The organism is Alkalibacillus filiformis, assembly GCF_030814115.1.
GTDB classification, from domain to species: domain Bacteria; phylum Bacillota; class Bacilli; order Bacillales; family Alkalibacillaceae; genus Alkalibacillus; species Alkalibacillus filiformis.
The window spans coordinates 152,028-172,318 of sequence record NZ_JAUSUP010000004.1 but is presented as its reverse complement, the minus strand read 5'-3'; the positions used below and the strand labels follow the sequence as shown (position 1 = coordinate 172,318).

Below are 20,291 nucleotides of genomic sequence, written 5' to 3'. Positions count from 1 at the left end.
ATGATCAGCCACCTATATGATTAATCTTAAATACCAATCGATCAATTCATCTGCATAAAAGTACGCAATGAGAGCCGACACTGCTATAAAAGGGCCAAACGGGATTGGCACACCTCTTTTCACCTTACCGAATGCCATTAAAATAACACCAACAACAGCACCGATTAACGATGATAAAAAGAGTGTCATTAATGTCCCTTGAATTCCTAAGAATAAACCTAAAACGCCGAAGAGCTTTATGTCGCCGCCTCCCATGCCACCTTTACTCACAATCGCGATGACCAGTAACAATACAAAACCAATAATAGCTGCTAAATAAGCATCATACCAAGGATTTGTTGGGATCAAAATTCGCAATAAAATAATAGATACTAGAAAAACAAGTAAAATGGAGTCTGGGATAATTTGTTTATATAGATCACTAACAGTAATGATCACTAACAAACTAATTAGCATCCAAGCAATAATGACTTCTAATTGAAAACCTATTTTGTAAAAGGCCAAAACAAATAACAAGCCTGTTAACAGTTCAAAAAATGGATAGATTGATGATACTTTTTCTCCACACTTACGGCATTGTCCTTTTTGGAATATGTAGGACAACACAGGAATAAGTTCATACCACTTCAACGTTTTAGAACACGATGGACAATGAGATCGTGGTGTTACGATTGAACGTTGATCTGCCACCCGTATTCCTACAACATTGTAAAAAGAACCTAACACTAAGCCTAAAATAAATATGTATAAATAGATTAATAACATCAATTATATCAATTCCTAATATTTTTTCTTTTTAAAACAAGCGCGGAATGCCGCGCTTGTTTTGAAAACTTACTACATAACATGGGTGTGAGTATTATTGTACCGATGCATATTCTACCGGTGAATCTGCATCCTCATTTCTTAAATCAGATGCACTAGTATCATTGATGTTTTGAATTGTTGCATCAGTAAATTGTATAGCAACATTACTATCACTTAATATACCATCTATTGTACTACCACTAGAATCAATACTTACACTTATGTCATCAGATGAATCATCATAACCAGATATATTAATATATCCTTCATCTTCTAATTCAGATAACGTTACACTATCTTCTTCATTCGTAACAGCATACAATTCACCAGCTTCAATTATATTAATAGCCGTTGCTTTCACACTATCATAACGTGAATCCTCAATTACATTCGCAATCGCAGGTACAGCGATTAACGCAATAATTCCTAAAATAACGATTACAGCTAGTAATTCAACTAGAGTAATACCCTTCTGATTTTTCAACATCCTTTTTAACATTTTTACCTCTCCCCTTAATTTATTTGATTAAACAGCTCAAACATTGGAATGACAATGGCGAGCACAATTGTACCAACAATTACAGACAACGTAATAATTAATAAAGGCTCTAATAAAGATTTGAGTTGATCCGTTGCTGTATCAACATCGTCTTCATAGAATGTTGCTACTTGCTCAAGCATTTCTGGTAAAGAATTCGTTTTCTCCCCTACTTCAATCATTTGTGTTACAAGGTAAGGGTAAGCCCAATGTTGACGCAATGGATTAACTAATGAATCCCCCTGTTTTAGAGACGATTCAGCCTCTTGTAGCGTTTGCTTTATAACTTTGTTTTTTAGAGTCTGTTCTGTTAGGTTTAATGCTTGAATGATTGAAACATTGTTATATAGTAAAGAACTTAATGTTCTTGTCAACGAGGCCATATTCGACTTTAAAATTAATGGGCCAAAACCTGGTAGCTTTAATAAATAATAATCAATTTTCATACGTAAGTGCTCTCGTTGTAAGACTATAATTAATATTAAACCAAATAATAAAGCAATTAAGCCAAATAAATACCAATAACTAGTCAATAGATTACTAATGGCTAAGACAAACTGTGTAACGATCGGTAAACTAGCATCAAACTGATTAAACATATCGACAAATTCTGGAACAACATACATCATTAGAAAAATCACAACACCAATTGCGACAAATCCTACAGTTACTGGATAAGCGAAAGTAGCTTTCACTTTTTGTGATGTCTTATAATGCTTATGGTAATAATCAGCTAGCTTAGAAAGTGTTTCTTCTAACGATCCACTACTCTCACCACTATGGACCATGTTGACGAAAATGTTTGAGAAGATCTCTGGGTGCTTTTTTAACGCGTTTGTTAACGAACTACCTTGTCTCATATCGATTTCTACGTAATAGAGTGCTTCTTTCAAATGTTTTTGTTTCGTTTGTTCGCGTAAAACGCTTAATGAATTAACGATCGTTAAGCCAGCTTTCAACAATGCTGAGAACTGTTGGAGAAATACGACAAAGTCACGATTTTTTACAGGGTTACCGAAATGAATATCTTTCGTCCAAATCGATTGTTTTACTTCTTCAATCGATTCAATTTTCAACCCTTCATCTCTTAATCTAGCTTTTGCTAAATCAATATTGTAGGCTTCTAGCTTACCTTGCTTTTCATTGCCGTTATAATCTGCGGCTATATATTTAAAAGAAGCCATATCACTACCTCCAACAACTCATTCACTCTGCTGCGACTCTATATACTTCTTCTAAAGTCGTAACACCTTGCTCGACTTTACGTAATCCATCTTCAAACAATGGAATGAATCCTTGCTCTTTAGCTATGTTTTCGATTTCTATTTTCGTCTTACCATCTAATATAGCTTCCCTTAGCGTATCATCAACATACAATACTTCATGAATCGCTGTACGGCCTCTGTAGCCTGTGTTATTACAAGTTGGGCAGCCGGTTCCCTTTGTCACCATATTTATTTGAACATTATGTTTTTCAAACACTTGTCGCTCTAGAGCTGATAACTCATGCTTTTCAGCACAGTCCATACATATTGTACGAACGAGTCGTTGAGCAACAACGCCATTAAGTGAAGAGCCGACTAAAAACATTTCAACATCCATATTAACTAAGCGGTTAATTGCTCCGGTCGAATCATTTGTATGCAATGTACTTAAGACGAGATGGCCTGTAATGGAGGCGCGCACAGCCATATTTGCTGTTTCACCATCACGTATTTCACCAACCATAACAATATCTGGGTCTTGCCTTAATATTGATTTCAAACCTGAAGCGAATGTCAGACCTACTTGAGGGTTAACTTGGATTTGATTAACTCCTTCTAATTCATACTCAACTGGGTCTTCTACTGTAATTAAATTTGACTGTTCTTCGTTTAAATGAGTTAAAGCAGCATACATCGTAGACGTTTTACCTGACCCAGTCGGACCAGTTAACAACACGATGCCATACGGTTTCTCAATCATTTGTTTAAACTTTTGTAGATTGTCTTGCTCAAATCCAATATCATCAAGTCTATTCGATACCGTCATCGTATCCAATACACGAATTACAATTTTCTCCCCAAAAATAGTAGGCAATGTACTCACTCTTAAGTCAACATTTCGCCCTTCAACTGTACGCTTTATTCGTCCATCTTGTGGAACCCTCTGTTGTGTAATATCTAAATTAGCCATAATTTTAATTCGTGTCGTTAGTGACGATTGAACACTTTTACCCAACGTTTGTTCATTTCTTAAAGCTCCGTCAACACGCAGGCGGATGAGCACTTGATTTTCCTGAGGATCTATATGAATATCACTTGCTTTTTCAACGACAGCCTGTTGAATTAACTGATTCATTAACTTAACGACAGGCGATGCTTCTTCTTCAAGAGACAAGTCTTCTGTTTGCTGATCTGGCTGGATATCCTCAAACTCTTCAGTTAAATCTTCTCGTTCATATAGCTTCATGATGCTTTGGCGGATTTCATCTTTTATGGCAATGACAGGTTCTATTTTAAACCCCGTTTGAAGTCTTAAGTTGTTTAATACGAAGTAATCAAGTGGGTCTGCTGTTGCGACAAACAGTTTATTTTGTTCACGTTTTAAAGGAATAACATTATTTTCTATTGCAAACTGTTTTGGTACAAGATTAAGGATAGATTGATCGAAAGCATAATTATGTAAGCGTTCATGCTCAATACCTAACTGTTGTTGTAACACTTCTACTAATTGAAGTTCAGTTATATGTCCTTCTTCAATTAGTTTGTCACCAAGTTTTTGATTCGAACTTTTTTCTTTTAATGCCTGTTCTAATTGCATCACAGTTATGAGGTTTTCTTGGACTAAAAGCTCACCTAAACGCAGTTTTATTTTTCGAGCCAAGATTTAACTTCCCTTCTATCAATCTAAAAATCTTACACCTTATGATATAATAGCTATAAATTAGACAAATTTTATACTATCATTTCTATTATAAGACTTTTTGACTAAAAAATCGAGGGTTAAAAGTAATGTTAAAGAAAATACTTAAAAACAATCACGGGGCATCTTTAGTAGAAATACTTGGAGCACTCGTTATATTATCAATTATTTTAATTGGCTTTTTTTCCATGTTTACACAAGTTGGATCCATGCAAAATATCACTGAGGAAGAAGTGGTTGCTACTAATCTAATTAAAGTTGCCTTAGAAGATGTTCAATCTATGGAATCAAGTGCTAGTACTTTAGGCACACACGAGGAATTCAACGCGAGTGGCTTGCCAACAATACCGTCTGTTCAACAGTCGGGAGCTTTTGTTGCCAATGAAAACTACTTCTTGATGCTTACTTTATCTGATGAAGAACATTCACAACATTTACTGAAAGCGACACTTCAAGTTATGAACAAGGAAGGCAGGAAATTGGCTCACACATACACATATATCGAGGTGGACCAGGATGAATAATTCTAAAGGATTAACGCTAATAGAACTACTTGGTGCGATCGTTCTAACGTTCATTGTTGGAAGTTTAGTCTTTTCGGTCCTACATCAATCTATCGAAAACTACCAACAGTCAGAGTTACGTTCAAAAGCGCAAACTGATACAAATCGACTAATTTATAACTTGACGAATATTCACCAAACGTCTCAAACATATACCATTGAGCAGCCTACACAATCTTCTTTTATAGTTACAATAGAGAGAGATGATATAACAACATATGAGTTTAACGGGCAACCTTTTGATTATGAGCTAGTTATTGACGGATCACCTGTTTCAATTGATGAGCCTTTAACGTTTAACCTTCAAGAAAAACCATCATACTCTTTATCGGTAATCGTAACACATACAGACAACCCACGATTTAACCCGTTAGAAATTACAACAAACATAACGCGAACCACCCCTGCAGGAAGTGGTGAGAACGAATGAATTTTAACAAGATCAATAATAACCAAGGCGCTGTTTTAATCATCGTTTTATTGACAGTCGTTTTAATTATGTTATTCTCTACTGTCATGATGAATAGTGTCATGACAACAGCTAATCAAAATGAAGTAATTGAAGCGAATTATCGTGCGACCCATGTCGTTGAAATGGGAGCAACGTTTGTGCAGCATACGCTCGTGGACTATCTTGATGAAAATGGATATGAAAATGATGAATCCTACATACAGGAGCTAGAGGCGACCATTATTGAGAAAGTAGATACCGTAGTAATAGACCCAGATCACCCGAATACATCTTTTGAAATTAGTGAACCGTTTGAATTCGACGCCTATGACAACTTTAGCCGCATTTACATTGTTCTAACAGGCTATGATTCTAATTATGAACAAGAGTTAACCTTAACTGTTAATATAGGGGGAAGTAGTGGCAGTTCTGAAGACTGGGAAGAAGTAAGTAGTAGTCCTCCCCCTCCACCTGAAGATGCTGATGAAGAATATGATGAGTCCCAAACTTGGAAAAATAATAACTGCGAAGACCTTTCAAACTCGTCCATCTACTTAAAAGATGGGGGGAGCATTCAGTGTGATATAACGACGCAAGACTTATATGTCGAAGGAGATTTTGATATATCGAATAACAATTCACTTACTGTCACAGGAAATGCCACATTTGACGACGTTGATATTAGTGGACTGTCGCAGCTTTTCGTTCATGGGCACACCCACTTCACTTCAGTATTATCAAGCGACAACAACCCGAACAGTGAGTATTTATCTTGTGGTAACTCACGTTTTCATGAAGGAGTCGATTATAGAGGTGAGTTCAGAGTCAATATGCATACTATTTCAGATAATACATTCAGCGTAAATAACGGTTCTGTTCAATTCGGTGGGGATGCTCTCTTACTTAATGGATTAGAACTAGATAACGCTCCTCTACATGCTGGTGGTGATTTAATTATTGAGCATGATCAACAACTAGATGCCGCGAGCTATCTAGCTAATATTCAAGAAGAGTTAACGATCTCTAACGGCGATTTAATTATTGTTAATGGATTAGGTGAAGAAACAATAAATCCTGACAGTCATTATGTTACGTATGAAGCTGAACCACCTACATTTCCAGAGTGTGATGATATTACGATTCCAAGCTTCGGTGACGAAGATGATTTTGAAGTCATCTTAGACGATATCCAATACTAAAAAACATCCCCTCTCTATACATGACAGGGGATGTTGTGCTTAAACTTGATTCTATCCTTCAATACTACGCCACAACGTTAAAGCTGCGTAACTGCGATATGGAGACCATTTTTGTGCCGCTTTTTCAATGACATCTTTTTTCGGCTTCTCTTCCATTCTCCACTCTTTCTTTAACGCGTTTTGTATACCTACATCGGCTGCAGGGAATAAATCTTCTCGTCCAAGGCCGAACATGAGCCAATTTTGCACTGTCCAAGGACCAACCCCACGAACTTTGCCTAACGCTTTCATGACTTCTTCATTCGATTTTTTTGCAAACTGTTCTAATTCCAGTTCGCCATTTGCAATCAGTTTTGATGTATCAATGACGTATTCAGCCTTTCTTTGGCTAAATTGTAATTCCTTCAAATCTTGATAATCCAGATTCGCAACGACTTCAGGTTTAGGGTAAAACCATGAGCCATCGATTTGCTCTCCGTAATTTTGAACAAACCGAGTCGATAACGTATAAGCAAATTTCATGTTTAGTTGTTGATGAATAATCACTTTCATCAATGAATCATACAAGTGAAAATCTTTAACGATCGGAGTACCTGCATACGTAAAAAACAGGCGTGCTAAATCCGATTCTTCGAAAAAGTCTTCAACATCTTGTAAGTCACGATCCCATTGGAACAAGTTACGAATATACTCAAATACAACGTCTTGGTCTTCATCATAATCAGACATAACAGAAAAAACCGGTTTTTCCGTTGTCCCTTCCCCTTTAACTCTTACTACACATTTGTTGTCTTGATCTAAACGAACAGGCACGTCTACCCAACGTTCCTTCATGTTCACGTTAATTAACGGATCCATGTCTAACCGTTGTAATGTATAATCAAAGTCATAAATGCCTGCTGCATGGTAATACTCTTTCCACATACTTTCCTCTCCCTTATTCGAGCAACCTAGAATGTTTCTTTTAGTTTACAACTTTTGCAGGACTTTTAGCAAAAACTTTTAACCAATTGGAACTGAATGGTGCCATACTAAGTCATCCAATGAACCAAATTCATAATCTCGATCTCTTAATTCATCGATTAAATAACCAAGTGCTTCAGCATTATCTTCCGTAACCGCATGTAACAAAATAATAGCTCCAGGGTGGACTTGCTTAAGCACTTCATCAAAAGCATGCTTCCACCCTTTATTTTCATCTCGATTCCAATCAACTAAAGCTACTGTCCAAAATATGTTCGTATAGCCTAGCTCATCAGTTAACTTCAACGATCTCTCACTAAAGATTCCTTTAGCTGGACGGAAGAACTTCACTTCTTCTTGATTAGTTGTATTTATAATCTTCTCATCTAAAACTTTTAGGTCTTCTTTTACTTGATCTTCACTTACTTTAGTGTAATCTAAATGGTCATTTGAGTGATTGCCAATGATATGCCCCTCTTCTACTTTACGTTTGACAAGCTCTGGTTGATCATCAACATAGTGCCCTGTTAAGAAAAATGTCGCTGGCACATCTTTTTCATTTAATACATCAAGGATTTGTTCTGTGTAACCTTGCTCATAGCCACTATCAAATGTTAAATAAACCATGCGATTTTCTTCATCACCTAAGTAAATACCGTTGTACTTCTCAATTAATGGACCGTAAAAGCCTAAGTCAGGAGGCATTTCGTTGTATTGCTTCTTATATCCATACCCATATGACTCATTAGAAACTGCATTAACCGGCACACTAAAAATTAATAAAACAACGATCGTTAAAAACGTTAACTTCTTCATAACAAACCTCCCTCTTCAAATCCTATACACTTAATATGAATCATGCATAGTAAATTTATGAATGGAAGGGTTTGGGTAAAAAACCCCTCTTCACTTAATGAAGAGGGGTTGACGATTATTATAGTATTACAGCTCCTATTAAGCCAAAGATGAAAATTGGAATGTTAAAGTGTAAAAATGTTGGTACACACGTATCCCAGATGTGGTTGTGTTTACCATCAACATTTAAACCTGCTGTTGGTCCAAGCGTACTATCTGAAGCTGGACTACCAGCATCACCTAATGCACCAGCTGTACCAATTAATACAGCAATCGCCATCGGAGAGAATCCTGCTGCCGTTGCGATTGGAACATATAAAACAGCTAAAATTGGAATTGTACCAAATGAAGTACCAATACCCATTGTAATGATTAAACCAACTAGTAATAAAATAAACGCAATAAATAATTGATTGCCCTCTAACAGACCTGAAGAAGCATTAACTAAAGCATCAACTGAACCACTCTCTTGTAAGATCCCAGCAAATCCTGAAGCAGAAAGCATGATGAACGCAATCATTCCCATCATACTAATTCCACGACTCATAACATCTTCAATTTGACGGTAAGGAACAGCAACAAGTAGGAACATGAGCATTAAACCAGTTAAAGCACCTAATACCATTTCTTCTGTAATTAATTGGACTGCTAAAGCAGCTACAATTGCAACTATTGTCATAACGTGTTTACGTTCGAAGATGAATGGTGTATCATCTTCCTCTTCAACTTTACTCGGTTCCCCTTCAGGTTCTATTACACTGTAATCACGCTTTTTACGATAAGTAATCGTTAAAGCAATAATTAAACCTAATACCATCCCTAAACCAGGTACTAACATCGCCAATGTTACTTCATTTAAAGCAATGCTCAGACCATTTTCAGCCATGTTGTCTCTAATAATACCTTGGAAAATCAAACCGAATCCTAATGGAACCATAATATAAGGTGCTTTCAGTCCGAATGTTAACGCCGTTGCTACTGCACGACGGTCAAGTTGAATCCGATCAAATAAAGCAATCAATGGTGGAATTAAAATTGGAATAAAGGCTATGTGAACTGGGATTGCGTTTTGAGAAAGCGATGCAATAATCACAATCACACCAAGAACTACGCCTCGTCTCCCTTTTATAATTCTTCTTAGAAATTGAACGAATCCTTTTGTAATACCTGTTAGTGCAATTGCTACTGCAAAACCACCTAACAAAATGTAACTGAGCGCAGTATTAGCACTACCAGCCATATTAGAAGTAAACGTAGATACTAATTCATCAAAAGGTAATCCAGACATTAAACCAGCTGTCATTGCTGAAATAACTATAGCTAATAGCACGTTTACTCTAAATAAACTTAAAATAACCATTAATAAAACAGATATAATAACGATTGAAGCCATATAAATTTACTCCCTTTTTGTTTATTTCATTATCTCATTATCACGTTAACACTTTATCATGATAAAATCTTTCGTTAAAAAATTCAACCCCCTTTCATAAAAAATTTATGCGGGGGTTGGCCAAATTATTGATTTAATTTTTCTTCCATTTCATTTAGCAAGTTAATATAGCGATCGATATCTTCAACCGTTAGTTTCTCAGGATCAACCGATTCAATCTGTTCTAACAAATTCGCTAACCGCGACCTCACTGACTCTATGTTTTTTTCATCTGACATGTGATTACTCCTTGTTGATTGCTTCTACTGTTTCCTCAACCTCAATTGTCGGTACAACCGATTGAACCATTGAGCAGTTTTTCGAAGCTGTATTTAAACTTTTTTGTAATTTCTCTTCATTTAGATCTTTTCCTGTTACTTTAAAGTGTAAATTAACCTTCTCAATTTTATTCACAGCATCATTACTTCGTTTTACTTCCGCTTCTACTGTCATTTCGTCGTATTCAATTTTCTGTTTTTGTAAAATACGCTTATATACTAAAACACTACACCCTGCAAGTGATGACACCATTAATTGGAAAGGTCTAAACCCTTCTGATTCATCCCCTGAAATGACTAACTGGTCATATTCTAAATCTGTAGTAATATGTTGGTCTGTTACATTAAATTTCATTTCAAGCGCTCCTTTTATATTGTTTGTATTAGATTTATTTTAACACGAAATTACGATACAATAACACCATCTTAACTCGATTGGAGGGGGTAATATCGTACAAGCTCGGGGAAGATTCGCGATCTTAGTTGCCCTTGTTGGTATTTCAGGTTTCTCACAAGGCATGCTCCTTCCTTTAATTGCCGTCTTATTAGAAGAACAAGGTGTTTCATCTACAATAAATGGGTTGCATGCAACTGCATTATACATAGGGATCTTAATCATATCGCCTTTCTTAGAACCACCTTTACGTAAATATGGTTATAAGCCGATCATATTATTTGGTGGCGTGATCGTCTTCTCATCGTTATTCTTTTTTACTTTATGGGAGTCGATTTGGTTTTGGTTCGTTTTACGTCTCTTAATAGGAATTGGAGATAATATTCTTCATTTCGGAACGCAAACGTGGATCACAACGACAACACCCGAATTTAAAAGAGGTCGTTCAGTCGCCATTTATGGATTATCATTCGGTCTTGGTTTCACTGTCGGCCCATTAATGACACCTTTAGCCGAGATTAATCAAGCCTTACCATTTATATTAAGTTCGGTGCTTTGTCTACTCGTATGGTCTTTAATCTTTTTTGTTAGAAATGATTTCCCTGTTAATGAAGAAGTTCAGGTGACAACAACGAAGACAACGACTCGTTTTAAAGGTGCTTTTAAGTATTCTTGGATTGCACTTCTTGCGCCATTCACATACGGCTTTCTAGAAACAGCTTTACATAGTAACTTCCCTGTCTATGCTATGAGGATCGGACATGAAGTCACTATGATCTCATTTATTATTCCGTTTTTTGCTGCAGGAAGCCTAATATCGCAAATTCCATTAGGTATATTAAGTGACCGAGTTGGACGCCATAAAGTGCTTATTTTTGTATTGTTAGGCGGAACAATTACTTTCTGGGTTGCCACATTTTTTGAACAATCAATAATAGGGTTAATGATCACTTTTGCGATCGCTGGTATGCTTGTTGGTTCTCTTTACTCTTTAGGGGTTTCATTTATGACTGATTTATTGCCACAATCCCTGCTTCCAGCCGGCAATATATTGTGTGGTGTCATGTTCAGCTTGGGAAGTATAGCTGGCCCATTATTTGGTGGAAGCTTTATAGATTTATTTCCAAACGTTTCATTTTTCTATATCATTATCACCTTCACTTTCGCTATTTTAATATTAATGTTTCTTAAAAGACCTAAACCTGTTAACTAAAAAAAGAACTAGGGAGCATAAAGCGCTCTCTAGTTCTTTTACTTTGAAATTAACCGTCCTTTATATTTGTGAAGAATTGCGTTTATTTCACCGCCAATAATAATCATCATTCCAGATAAGAATAGCCAAACCATAAGTACAATGACACCAGCTAAACTCCCGTACGTAGCTGAGTATTGCCCGAAGTTCTCTACATAAAAAGCAAAACCAATCGATAACACTTGCCATCCAATCGTCGCGATTGCCGCTCCAGGAATCGCGTGGGCGAACTTAATCTTTCGGCTCGGTGCAGCAATATATAAAACAGTTAAAACAAAAATCATAACAAACGCCGAAACGACCCAACGCATCGACTCCCATACAGCTAGAAACTGCTCTGTAACACCGAAGAACGAAAAGAAGAACTCCCCAAGTAATCGTCCGAAGACAGGAAGTACTAGAGCAACAGCGATCACTAAAACCATTAAGACCGTTAAGGCAATGGCTAAACCGCGTGTTACAAAAAATGGCCGTTCTTCGTTAATTTCGTATGCGCGATTAAAGGCACGAATTAAACCATTGACCCCAATTGAAGCAGCCCATATCGTACCAATTAAACCGAGAGATAATAAACCACCATTTCGCTGCGCCATTAGGTGATCAATGTTGTCTCGAACAAGTCCCATAGTATCAGGAGGAAAATAGTCATCCACTAACCGAAATACTTGATCATGATTAATTGGCAAGAAACCAACTAACGTTAACAAGAAAATCATAAATGGGAGTAGTGAAAGTAAAAAGAAATAGGCTAAACTTGCTGATAATGCTGGCACTTCATCGGCAGAGAAGCGATGAAATAACTCTTTCCAAAACTTCTTCTCAAATATCACACATATTCACCTACTGATTGAGTTTATTTGTTTTCTCACTCATTTTCTTTTCAATCTGATCTAATTGATAAATAAACTGATCAACACCTGACATAACATCATTTAATTTAACTCGTAGTTGGTGAACAGATTGTGAAGGATGTTGATAAATATACTTCACTTGATTAACTGTTTCTTTTGATTGGTTTAAAACATGTTGTCGTTCTTCACGTTTAAATAGTGTTAATAAAAATCCGATTAACGCACCAAACACTATCCCTTTTTGCCATAAGCGCATTGTATTACCTCCAATTTTAGAGATCTTTTTCACTCCTAATATCATCGAGTAAGTATTTACAAGCTGTTGATATTAAGTCAAATGTTTCATCAAAGTTCCCTGTAAAATAAGGATCTGGCACATTCTTTACCGTTGAATTAGGAGTATAATCTAATAGCTTTTTCACAACAGCTTGATGTCCATCCACTTCGATTTGGTGTATATTTCTAATATTATCATCATCCATTGCTATAATATAATCAAAATGCACAAAATCATCTTGATTAATTTGTCTAGCTGTCAGCCCGTTACCATTGATTCCGTTTTCTTTTAATAGATCTAATGTCCCTTGATGTGGCGAGGAGCCGATATGGTAATCACCTGTACCCGCTGAATCAACAACAACCTGATCTTCTAAACCTTTTTGGCTAACAAGGTCCTGAAATACTGCTTCTGCCATTGGTGAACGACAAATATTCCCTAAGCATACAAATAAAACTTTTTCCATTTTGAATCACCTTCACATTCTTATTTCGCACTTATTAACTATATCCCTTTTCAACCTAATTTAAACACTTTGCAAGCTGTTCTCTTCCTTGTATTTAACCCCTTCAAGCCGATCTAACTCTTGTTGAATTCTTCTTTGAGTTTCATCAGATAATTCCTGCAAGCTCATATTCTCATACTCATTTGGCATAATGGGTTCACAAATTGTTAAATAAAATGTTCCTGGTTTAATTCGATTATGGTTAGCTTCCATAGACTTATATGTTCCGTTAATCATAACAGGTAAGACAGGCACATTTGATTTTTTCGCTAATGAGAAGCTACCTGATTTAAATTCCCCCATCTCACTACTCTTCGTCCTTGTGCCTTCTGGGAAAATAGCTAAATTATAACCCTGTTCTAACATTTTAATGCCTTGTTTAAACGTTTCTACTGACTGTCTTCGGTCATTACGGTCTAAAAATAAACACCCCATATAATCCATCCATGGTTTCGCAACTGGAATTCGACTTAACTCCATTTTGGCAATAAACCCAAAAGGCTTCTTAAAATAACCCAACAACGTAAAAATATCAAAATTACCTTGATGATTGCTCACAATTAAAAAAGACCCTTCAGGAATATTCTCTTCCCCTCTCACTACTACTTTTGAACCTGACCTTTTCACAACTTGTTTACCAAACTTTTTTGGTACTTGGTGAATCGTTTCTTGTTGTTCAAATGTTGTCGTTTTCTTTACTTGTTTTAATTTTCTTGATGCATAAAATAAAAAACTAATGGCGTAGGTGAATGTCCATACCGTTCGCATGCTGACTTCCTTTCGCTTGTTGATTTCATGTATATTTTACATGAAACTAGTGATAAATAGTAGTTTTATGTCACGACTTTCTTAATGTCGAAACACAACTATGGTAAAATAACTTTAACTAAGGCTTGAGCGCAAAACTAAGTATCACACTGTTTGGAGCTCATATTAGAGAGAAAAGTGAAAAGGAAGGTGGAAGGTATGGACAAGCGTTTTTTAGAACAACATGACTTAGTGATATTTGATTTAGATGGAACTTTATATGAGGGTACAGAGCATTTCAAACTACATACTGAAAATTTGAAAACGAAACTATCTTCTGATGAACAAAAGCAGTTTGACGAGCATTATAACCGTATTTTAGCAGGCAATCACCCTGTACAGATCGGGAAAATTTATGATGGCAAACGTGATATAATCTGGACTTGGGATCCATTTACCGAAGCATTAACAGAGGCAAGAAATTGGAGTAATGAAGTGGTCCAAATTGATGATGCACCAAATAAAATTAAAGCAACTGACTTCGACTTCGTTAATTGGGTACCAATTGGTGATGGTTGGTGGCCACCATATGCGATAGCAAGGCATTTTGGAATTACAGTTGACACGATTCAAGAGTCTTATAACAAGACGAAAGAACAAATGGCTGAACTTGACGGCTTTTTAAACCAAACACCTGGACTACAAGAATATTTAGAGTCAATTTATCAAGACCATACGTTAATCGTCTGTACTAATAGTGATGAAGAAGATGCAAAACGTTTACTTGAATTCCTTGAACTAGACAAATACTTCGTAGAGTTAATTTCTTGGGCGCGTAAACCTGTCTATACGAAAGAGCACTTTGAAGGCGTTTTAGATCGTTATAACATTAAACCAGACAGGGTATTATCTGTTGGGGATAACTTTATGAACGAAATCGCCCCTGCTTTACAATTAGGAATGTCAGCGATGTGGTTAACAGATGCAAAAGTAAAACCAGTTGATGACGATCGTCTATTATTAGTTGAAACACTTAGTGATCAATAAAAGAGGCTGAGACAAAACTAAGCATTAATACACAAAACCCGAACGAAATCATATTTTGACTTCGTTCGGGTTTATCTTTTCTCACCGCTCCATCCCTTTTGTCCCAGCCTCTTTTACACTTCAAATGGCTTTAGTTCTATCTCGTTTTCGTTAAGCCATCCTTCCAATATTTCAACAGGGTTGGAGTCGTCTCTAACTTCATATCGAACTCCGTTCATTCGCACAGCTTCTTCATTTAGGTGAATCAGAAAGCTACTATGTTTCGTGTAATCCTCACTCTCTTCAGTCGTAATATACACATGAATCACATATTGCATATCACCTATATGAAAATCAGCCTCCCCTAATTCAATTGATCCTAATTCTTGAAATAAATCGTAAACATCACTCTCAATTGGTTCAGAGTCTGCTTCATATGTTGGGTATGAAGCATATGAACTGACAGTAAAATATTCGATATTAGTCTCACCCTCTAAACGTTCTGACATCGCCTCATCAAACGTTTGGAACTTTTGTAGTTCAATAAAAATGAAAAAAATCAATAAGCCAACTATGACAGAAATAAAAGCAATTCTTTTAAACACCATACTATCCCCTTTGAATCCACTCTTTTAGAAAGACTGGCAAATAATTATACTCAAATAAATTATCCGGGTATTCAACCGTCTCATCTTCATGCGCCACTTTTTGAGCAATCTCATTTAAATTCCCCATATAATCTTCATATAAAAACTCAAAACTTACCGTTTCTTCTGGGACTAAATTGTCTTCACAAATTTTAGGATCCATATAATTAACATAAGTACGACATGGTAATGGGCGTGATTCATAAGCCATACACGTATTCGTTTCAGTATTTAATAATGGACACGGCAATTGTGCTTTCATATAGTCAAATTTAATGTCCTCGCTTTGAAAATCTAAAGATGTACAATGTTCTACTTTCTCCTCGTTTTGTTCAAAGTACGTTTTTAAATGTGTTTTTACATCATTCTTTCGTTCTTCCGACATTGATTCAATCGAATGAATAATCATTTTAGCTTCAAGTCTTGTAATAATAATAGGGAAATAACAACAAAATGCACACCCCATCTGACATGTTGGCGTCATCCCCATATGGTCATCCATTCGTTTCATTTCATTCGACACTTCGCCGAGTAATTGATGGTACCCTTCTATTAATCGATCTATTGGTTTATCTTTTTCTAGTGCATATTCTGCAACTTCTACAAAATTTTCTTCATTTAGCTCATACGTCCCGAGCCTTTCTAACCGCTGTTTCACCTCTTCAAGTGACTTATATGACATAGTCAAAACCTTTCTATAATTAATTGTTTTCTTTTTATAAATCAAATGTTATGATTACTTTTGGAGCTAACTGTACTCCATTATATCTAATTCATCAATAAAATTCCTAATAAATTCTATGCTTAACTCTTTTTTATGTAAAGGTTTGATGGTAAAATATCTTTTGCATACTTTTTAGGGTGAAACTAAAGGAGGGCTATTCATGTACGTAGGTACTAAAGGTTGGTACGTATCTGAGCTTAAAAAAATTGGCATTAACAATTACGAAGGTCGTAAAATAGAAAAATATGATGCATCGACTCTTGCTAACTTATTAGAAAGTAAGCAAAAATAACCAGTATTATTACAGAGGTTAAGACCTCTGTAATTTTTTTGTCAAAAATTCTTAACGTCAACCATCCAAAAATCGTGATAAACTTACGAATTGTATAGATAATATAAACAGACATAAAAGATATGGGGGCATCACAATGTTTGCAAATGCAGAAATTGGAATAGACTTGGGTACTGCAAACTTATTAATATATAGTAAAAGTAAAGGCGTCGTATTTAACGAGCCTTCCGTTGTTGCAGTTGATTCGAAATCAGGAAATGTACTAGCAGTTGGTCATGAGGCTAAAGAAATGATCGGTAAGACCCCTGCTAATATTACTTCTATTAGACCATTAAAAGATGGTGTTATTGCAGATTATGAGGTAACATCACAAATGTTAGGTGAAATGTTAAAGAAAGTTAGCAAGCGTGTCGGTGTTTCCATGCGTAAACCTAATGTAATTATTTGTGCACCAACAGGATCTACGTCAGTAGAGCGCCGTGCGATTGAAAATGCTGTTAAAGAATATGGCGCTAAACATGTTCACATTATTGAAGAGCCATTAGCTGCCGCAATTGGTGCTGGCTTACCTGTTGATGAGCCTGTCTCTAACGTTGTAGTTGATATCGGTGGTGGAACTAGTGAAGTAGCCATCATCTCATTCGGTGGTGTCGTGTCAGCTCAATCTGTACGAGTTGGTGGCGACCACATTGATGCAGCAATTATTCAATATGTTCGTAAAAACTACAACGTCCTAATCGGTGAACGCACTGCTGAAACAATTAAAATGGAAATCGGATATGCTTTAGTTGAACACGAACCTGTCATTATAGAAGTGCGTGGTCGCGACTTAGTAGCAGGTTTACCAAAAACGATCACGCTAGACTCTAAAGAGATCCAAGAAGCTATTCGTGAGCCGTTAGAAAACATTTTAGAAGCGATTAAATCAACATTAGAAAATTGCCCACCAGAACTAAGCGGTGATATCGTAGACCAAGGTATTACAGTTACAGGTGGTGGCGCACTACTAAAAGGAATGTCTGAATGGCTTACTGGTGAAGTAGACGTTCCAGTTCACATTGCAGAAAATCCACTTGAATGTGTAGCAATCGGTACTGGAAAATCACTTCAAATGATTCATAAACTTCAAAAAGCCTCAAAATAAAAATTAAGGTGACCTATTTAAGGTCACCTTTTCTATTACCAAGCTTTATGTTTTCTAAAATATTTTATATTGTTCAAATTCAAGTTTACTAATAATACGCCTACAATAACTAACAAACCACCCAATACATGTGCTAACAGTAACGTTTCATTTAAAAATAATACCGCTCCTATGGTTGTGAAGACAGGTAATAAGTTTAAAAACACACTGGCAAGTGATGGTCCTATATCAGCAACTGCTAAATTCCAAAGCATTAAGGCAATAAAAGAAGGAAAAACCCCTAAATAAATAAGTCCTAACCAAAGATTAATGTCAGTTTGAACAAATGGATAGCCAACGAAATACCATTCGACTAACATCAGCGGTAATAAAAGGACTATACCTATACTTAACATCGCAACTATACTACTATAAATCGGAAACTTATGGTTATGCTGCTTGACTAACAGTGAATAAACAGCCCACACTAAAATGGCTAACAACATGATTAAGTCACCTGGATTAAATTGCAACGATAATAACGTGTTGATTGAACCATTTGATAACACCCAAACAGCACCGACAAAAGATAACACTATTCCGAATAACTGCCTTTTACTTAAGCGCTCTTTTAGAATGAAAAAGCCTAAAATGATAGCAAACATGGGTGTTGAGGCTTCAACAATTCCAGCATTAATCGCCGATGTGTAATTTAACGCTAAATAAACTAAAACGTTAAACGTAACGATCCCTGTTAAAGCAAATCCAAATAACGGCTTCCAATTCTCAAACAAAACATGATTCTGCCATTTCAACTGCTTCCACGCAAAAGGAATGACAATTAATAACGCTATAAGACAGCGGAAGAATGTGATTGTAATCGGCGGTAAATCATTAATTGCCTTACCTACTAGTAAGTTCCCAGAAAATATGATGACTGTAATAGTTAAGAATACGTAAGAACGAACCATTTCTTCACCACCCTTACGCTATCTTAGCATGAATTAATATTTATACAAGATTAATAGTTTCCAATCAAACCTTTCGTCATTGCGACTTTCTCACATTTTAAGTAAATTAACACGCCAATAATTAAATACACTAAAGAGTTTATAATTAAAATCGTAAAATCAGCTGCAGTGAAATGACTCCATGCATAACCATGAATCATTACTTCACGCACTCTAAAGTTCCTCTTGTTGCTTCAAGAGTAATCGTAAATCCAATATTCGATAACGTCATCATCGTTAAAAACCAAAATACCATATTAACGATTCCGTATTGAATATTAGTCTCAGCGTGTTGAGGGTCTCCAATAACATTTATCCCAAAAAACATCGCTAAAAAGATAATATAAAACGTCAAAAACATAGCAATCGTATTGGGTAAATAACGTTTTAATTCAATAAATTCCATTCTCGTATTGGCACTAATTAGATGAACTAACGACATTCTCATTTTCCTCCCTACTAATCAAGTTCATAAACACTTGTTCAAAATCGATTGTCGTGCGGTCAATTTTTTCAATTTTAGTTGATGCACTTTTTAAAATGTCCATTAAGAAGTAAATGTCACCATCGTTTTCTAGTGTGACTTCTAACTTTTGATCACTATATTCATAGATAGGAAAATGGGATTCAATTTGGAGAATCTGCTGCTTATTTAACTCTTCACCTAACGATAAACAGTATGCTTTCGTCTCAAACAGGTCGATTAAATTATCAACCTTTTCATTAGTAATAACTTTTCCATGGTTAATAATGACTGTTCTTTCACACAGGTCTTGAACAACAGGCATATCATGAGAACTTATAATAATTGTTTTGTTCTCTTTTTTAACAATTTCCTTTAATAGCTCTCGAATTTCATAACCTGTTTCCACATCGATCCCTAATGTTGGTTCATCTAAAAGAATAACTTCAGTATCAGCCAGAAGTGCCACAACTATTGCTAGCTTTTGCTGCATCCCTCTTGATAAACTACTGACCAACTCATTCTCCTTCTTCTTTAAATCAAATTGGTTTAGTAAATGTTCAATTCTTGATTGCACATTCTTCCTTCTAGTCCCTCTATTACCTGCGAAATATTCAAGGTTTTCTTTTACAGTTAAACGCCAATAAAGGTTTCGATTACCTTCTAATACAGCGCTAATATGGTTCAGCGCTCTAAGTCGAGACTTTTCAACATCCGTTTCTAAAATTTTAACCTTACCTTCATCTGGTTTTAACAATCCACACATAGACTTAATGGTCGTCGTTTTCCCTGCCCCATTTGGACCTAACAAGCCTAGTATTTCACCTTCATAAACTTCAAAACTAACACCTTCTATTGCTTTTACAATTTCTTTAGTTTTTCGTTTTTGATAAAACTTAGACAAATCTTCAACTTGTACAACACATTTTCGTTCCATTGAAACAGCCTCCCTACTCTTTATAAACATTTAATCACTTTGTATATATTTGA

26 protein-coding genes are annotated in these 20,291 nt (G+C 35.9%); 7 read left to right on the top strand and 19 right to left on the bottom strand.

All coding sequences use genetic code 11. From position 1 onward, the window contains the following. Positions 1-12: 12 nt before the first annotated feature. The 4 genes from J2R98_RS08980 to J2R98_RS08965 all read right to left on the bottom strand — a co-directional run bounded on the left by J2R98_RS08980 (position 13) and on the right by J2R98_RS08965 (position 4,210). Positions 13-765: a prepilin peptidase gene (locus tag J2R98_RS08980; protein WP_307068241.1), complete on the bottom strand. Its 753-nt coding sequence runs from the start codon at positions 763-765 to the stop codon at positions 13-15. A gap of 94 nt (positions 766-859) precedes the next feature. Further along, positions 860-1,306, bottom strand: a complete 447-nt coding sequence (locus tag J2R98_RS08975; protein ID WP_307068178.1) for a competence type IV pilus major pilin ComGC — start codon at positions 1,304-1,306, stop codon at positions 860-862. A gap of 14 nt (positions 1,307-1,320) precedes the next feature. Then, the gene (locus tag J2R98_RS08970) at positions 1,321-2,529 is read right to left on the bottom strand and encodes a type II secretion system F family protein (protein WP_307068176.1); all 1,209 of its coding nucleotides are present in this window, start codon (positions 2,527-2,529) and stop codon (positions 1,321-1,323) included. 22 nt (positions 2,530-2,551) lie between these two features. Further along, positions 2,552-4,210 carry a GspE/PulE family protein gene (locus tag J2R98_RS08965; protein ID WP_307068173.1) on the bottom strand — a complete coding sequence of 553 codons (1,659 nt, stop codon included), beginning with the start codon at positions 4,208-4,210 and terminating at the stop codon, positions 2,552-2,554. Positions 4,211-4,338: 128 nt separating this feature from the next. On the opposite strand from J2R98_RS08965, the gene J2R98_RS08960 reads away from it, so the two are divergent. From J2R98_RS08960 to J2R98_RS08950, 3 genes are read left to right on the top strand one after another with little or no spacing between them, the layout of a single operon-like run. Beyond that, positions 4,339-4,773: a type IV pilus modification PilV family protein gene (locus J2R98_RS08960; RefSeq protein ID WP_307068171.1), complete on the top strand. Its 435-nt coding sequence runs from the start codon at positions 4,339-4,341 to the stop codon at positions 4,771-4,773. Next, positions 4,766-5,242, top strand: a complete 477-nt coding sequence (locus tag J2R98_RS08955) for a PulJ/GspJ family protein (protein ID WP_307068170.1) — start codon at positions 4,766-4,768, stop codon at positions 5,240-5,242. Before J2R98_RS08960 ends, J2R98_RS08955 begins: the two co-directional genes overlap by 8 nt. Then, complete coding sequence (locus J2R98_RS08950; protein ID WP_307068169.1) at positions 5,239-6,462, top strand: hypothetical protein; 1,224 nt, start codon at positions 5,239-5,241, stop codon at positions 6,460-6,462. Before J2R98_RS08955 ends, J2R98_RS08950 begins: the two co-directional genes overlap by 4 nt. Before the next feature lie 51 nt (positions 6,463-6,513). On the opposite strand, the gene J2R98_RS08945 is transcribed toward J2R98_RS08950, so the two are convergent. The 5 genes from J2R98_RS08945 to J2R98_RS08925 all read right to left on the bottom strand — a co-directional run bounded on the left by J2R98_RS08945 (position 6,514) and on the right by J2R98_RS08925 (position 10,345). Further along, the gene (locus tag J2R98_RS08945) at positions 6,514-7,386 is read right to left on the bottom strand and encodes a DNA-3-methyladenine glycosylase family protein (protein ID WP_307068167.1); all 873 of its coding nucleotides are present in this window, start codon (positions 7,384-7,386) and stop codon (positions 6,514-6,516) included. Positions 7,387-7,464: 78 nt separating this feature from the next. Further along, positions 7,465-8,241: a polysaccharide deacetylase family protein gene (locus J2R98_RS08940; protein WP_307068165.1), complete on the bottom strand. Its 777-nt coding sequence runs from the start codon at positions 8,239-8,241 to the stop codon at positions 7,465-7,467. A gap of 118 nt (positions 8,242-8,359) precedes the next feature. Beyond that, the gene (locus J2R98_RS08935) at positions 8,360-9,673 is read right to left on the bottom strand and encodes a Na+/H+ antiporter family protein (RefSeq protein ID WP_307068163.1); all 1,314 of its coding nucleotides are present in this window, start codon (positions 9,671-9,673) and stop codon (positions 8,360-8,362) included. A gap of 125 nt (positions 9,674-9,798) precedes the next feature. Beyond that, positions 9,799-9,951 carry an SE1561 family protein gene (locus J2R98_RS08930; RefSeq protein WP_307068161.1) on the bottom strand — a complete coding sequence of 51 codons (153 nt, stop codon included), beginning with the start codon at positions 9,949-9,951 and terminating at the stop codon, positions 9,799-9,801. Positions 9,952-9,955: 4 nt separating this feature from the next. Next, positions 9,956-10,345, bottom strand: coding sequence for an OsmC family protein (locus J2R98_RS08925; protein WP_307068159.1), 390 nt, complete (start codon positions 10,343-10,345; stop codon positions 9,956-9,958). Positions 10,346-10,439: 94 nt separating this feature from the next. Here J2R98_RS08925 and J2R98_RS08920 point away from each other — a divergent pair, with 94 nt between their 5' ends. Continuing rightward, complete coding sequence (locus J2R98_RS08920) at positions 10,440-11,597, top strand: MFS transporter (RefSeq protein WP_370871965.1); 1,158 nt, start codon at positions 10,440-10,442, stop codon at positions 11,595-11,597. Positions 11,598-11,635: 38 nt separating this feature from the next. Here the strand turns inward: J2R98_RS08920 and J2R98_RS08915 are convergent, their stop codons facing one another. Genes J2R98_RS08915 through J2R98_RS08900 form a run of 4 tightly spaced genes read right to left on the bottom strand, consistent with a single transcriptional unit; the run spans position 11,636 to position 14,037 of the window. After that, on the bottom strand, positions 11,636-12,466 hold the full coding sequence (locus J2R98_RS08915) for a YihY/virulence factor BrkB family protein (protein ID WP_307068157.1): 831 nt from the start codon (positions 12,464-12,466) through the stop codon (positions 11,636-11,638). 10 nt (positions 12,467-12,476) lie between these two features. Further along, complete coding sequence (locus tag J2R98_RS08910) at positions 12,477-12,743, bottom strand: hypothetical protein (RefSeq protein WP_307068154.1); 267 nt, start codon at positions 12,741-12,743, stop codon at positions 12,477-12,479. A 16-nt stretch (positions 12,744-12,759) separates the two neighbouring features. Beyond that, positions 12,760-13,230 carry a low molecular weight protein-tyrosine-phosphatase gene (locus tag J2R98_RS08905; protein ID WP_307068152.1) on the bottom strand — a complete coding sequence of 157 codons (471 nt, stop codon included), beginning with the start codon at positions 13,228-13,230 and terminating at the stop codon, positions 12,760-12,762. Positions 13,231-13,290: 60 nt separating this feature from the next. Next, complete coding sequence (locus J2R98_RS08900; protein ID WP_307068151.1) at positions 13,291-14,037, bottom strand: lysophospholipid acyltransferase family protein; 747 nt, start codon at positions 14,035-14,037, stop codon at positions 13,291-13,293. Positions 14,038-14,235: 198 nt separating this feature from the next. On the opposite strand from J2R98_RS08900, the gene J2R98_RS08895 reads away from it, so the two are divergent. Then, a complete protein-coding gene (locus J2R98_RS08895) occupies positions 14,236-15,063 on the top strand; it encodes an HAD family hydrolase (RefSeq protein WP_307068149.1) in 828 nt (275 codons plus the stop codon). A gap of 113 nt (positions 15,064-15,176) precedes the next feature. On the opposite strand, the gene J2R98_RS08890 is transcribed toward J2R98_RS08895, so the two are convergent. Further along, positions 15,177-15,647 carry a hypothetical protein gene (locus tag J2R98_RS08890; protein ID WP_307068147.1) on the bottom strand — a complete coding sequence of 157 codons (471 nt, stop codon included), beginning with the start codon at positions 15,645-15,647 and terminating at the stop codon, positions 15,177-15,179. A gap of 4 nt (positions 15,648-15,651) precedes the next feature. After that, positions 15,652-16,371 (bottom strand): YkgJ family cysteine cluster protein, encoded by a 720-nt coding sequence (locus J2R98_RS08885; protein ID WP_307068145.1) that lies wholly within the window; start codon positions 16,369-16,371, stop codon positions 15,652-15,654. A gap of 202 nt (positions 16,372-16,573) precedes the next feature. Here J2R98_RS08885 and J2R98_RS08880 point away from each other — a divergent pair, with 202 nt between their 5' ends. Then, positions 16,574-16,705, top strand: a complete 132-nt coding sequence (locus J2R98_RS08880; RefSeq protein WP_017186935.1) for a YflJ family protein — start codon at positions 16,574-16,576, stop codon at positions 16,703-16,705. A 136-nt stretch (positions 16,706-16,841) separates the two neighbouring features. After that, positions 16,842-17,849, top strand: a complete 1,008-nt coding sequence (mreBH, locus tag J2R98_RS08875; protein ID WP_307068141.1) for a rod-share determining protein MreBH — start codon at positions 16,842-16,844, stop codon at positions 17,847-17,849. A 35-nt stretch (positions 17,850-17,884) separates the two neighbouring features. Here mreBH and J2R98_RS08870 read toward each other — a convergent pair whose 3' ends face one another. From J2R98_RS08870 to J2R98_RS08855, 4 genes are read right to left on the bottom strand one after another with little or no spacing between them, the layout of a single operon-like run. Next, positions 17,885-18,799: a DMT family transporter gene (locus J2R98_RS08870; protein WP_307068140.1), complete on the bottom strand. Its 915-nt coding sequence runs from the start codon at positions 18,797-18,799 to the stop codon at positions 17,885-17,887. A gap of 50 nt (positions 18,800-18,849) precedes the next feature. After that, positions 18,850-19,011, bottom strand: a complete 162-nt coding sequence (locus tag J2R98_RS08865; RefSeq protein ID WP_307068138.1) for a hypothetical protein — start codon at positions 19,009-19,011, stop codon at positions 18,850-18,852. Next, complete coding sequence (locus J2R98_RS08860; RefSeq protein ID WP_307068136.1) at positions 18,999-19,280, bottom strand: hypothetical protein; 282 nt, start codon at positions 19,278-19,280, stop codon at positions 18,999-19,001. The genes J2R98_RS08865 and J2R98_RS08860 overlap by 13 nt, the downstream gene beginning before the upstream one ends. Further along, a complete protein-coding gene (locus J2R98_RS08855; protein ID WP_307068134.1) occupies positions 19,258-20,238 on the bottom strand; it encodes an ABC transporter ATP-binding protein in 981 nt (326 codons plus the stop codon). The genes J2R98_RS08860 and J2R98_RS08855 overlap by 23 nt, the downstream gene beginning before the upstream one ends. Positions 20,239-20,291 lie beyond the last annotated feature (53 nt).

Bases quoted from the DNA above. Each gene is read 5' to 3' on its own strand.
- J2R98_RS08980 (WP_307068241.1), bottom strand. From the start codon at position 765: ATGTTATTAATCTATTTATACATATTTATTTTAGGCTTAGTGTTAGGT.
- J2R98_RS08975 (WP_307068178.1), bottom strand. From the start codon at position 1,306: ATGTTAAAAAGGATGTTGAAAAATCAGAAGGGTATTACTCTAGTTGAA.
- J2R98_RS08970 (WP_307068176.1), bottom strand. From the start codon at position 2,529: ATGGCTTCTTTTAAATATATAGCCGCAGATTATAACGGCAATGAAAAG.
- J2R98_RS08960 (WP_307068171.1), top strand. From the start codon at position 4,339: ATGTTAAAGAAAATACTTAAAAACAATCACGGGGCATCTTTAGTAGAA.
- J2R98_RS08955 (WP_307068170.1), top strand. From the start codon at position 4,766: ATGAATAATTCTAAAGGATTAACGCTAATAGAACTACTTGGTGCGATC.
- J2R98_RS08950 (WP_307068169.1), top strand. From the start codon at position 5,239: ATGAATTTTAACAAGATCAATAATAACCAAGGCGCTGTTTTAATCATC.
- J2R98_RS08945 (WP_307068167.1), bottom strand. From the start codon at position 7,386: ATGTGGAAAGAGTATTACCATGCAGCAGGCATTTATGACTTTGATTAT.
- J2R98_RS08940 (WP_307068165.1), bottom strand. From the start codon at position 8,241: ATGAAGAAGTTAACGTTTTTAACGATCGTTGTTTTATTAATTTTTAGT.
- J2R98_RS08935 (WP_307068163.1), bottom strand. From the start codon at position 9,673: ATGGCTTCAATCGTTATTATATCTGTTTTATTAATGGTTATTTTAAGT.
- J2R98_RS08930 (WP_307068161.1), bottom strand. From the start codon at position 9,951: ATGTCAGATGAAAAAAACATAGAGTCAGTGAGGTCGCGGTTAGCGAAT.
- J2R98_RS08925 (WP_307068159.1), bottom strand. From the start codon at position 10,345: ATGAAATTTAATGTAACAGACCAACATATTACTACAGATTTAGAATAT.
- J2R98_RS08910 (WP_307068154.1), bottom strand. From the start codon at position 12,743: ATGCGCTTATGGCAAAAAGGGATAGTGTTTGGTGCGTTAATCGGATTT.
- J2R98_RS08905 (WP_307068152.1), bottom strand. From the start codon at position 13,230: ATGGAAAAAGTTTTATTTGTATGCTTAGGGAATATTTGTCGTTCACCA.
- J2R98_RS08900 (WP_307068151.1), bottom strand. From the start codon at position 14,037: ATGCGAACGGTATGGACATTCACCTACGCCATTAGTTTTTTATTTTAT.
- J2R98_RS08895 (WP_307068149.1), top strand. From the start codon at position 14,236: ATGGACAAGCGTTTTTTAGAACAACATGACTTAGTGATATTTGATTTA.
- J2R98_RS08885 (WP_307068145.1), bottom strand. From the start codon at position 16,371: ATGTCATATAAGTCACTTGAAGAGGTGAAACAGCGGTTAGAAAGGCTC.
- J2R98_RS08880 (WP_017186935.1), top strand. From the start codon at position 16,574: ATGTACGTAGGTACTAAAGGTTGGTACGTATCTGAGCTTAAAAAAATT.
- mreBH (WP_307068141.1), top strand. From the start codon at position 16,842: ATGTTTGCAAATGCAGAAATTGGAATAGACTTGGGTACTGCAAACTTA.
- J2R98_RS08870 (WP_307068140.1), bottom strand. From the start codon at position 18,799: ATGGTTCGTTCTTACGTATTCTTAACTATTACAGTCATCATATTTTCT.
- J2R98_RS08860 (WP_307068136.1), bottom strand. From the start codon at position 19,280: ATGTCGTTAGTTCATCTAATTAGTGCCAATACGAGAATGGAATTTATT.
- J2R98_RS08855 (WP_307068134.1), bottom strand. From the start codon at position 20,238: ATGGAACGAAAATGTGTTGTACAAGTTGAAGATTTGTCTAAGTTTTAT.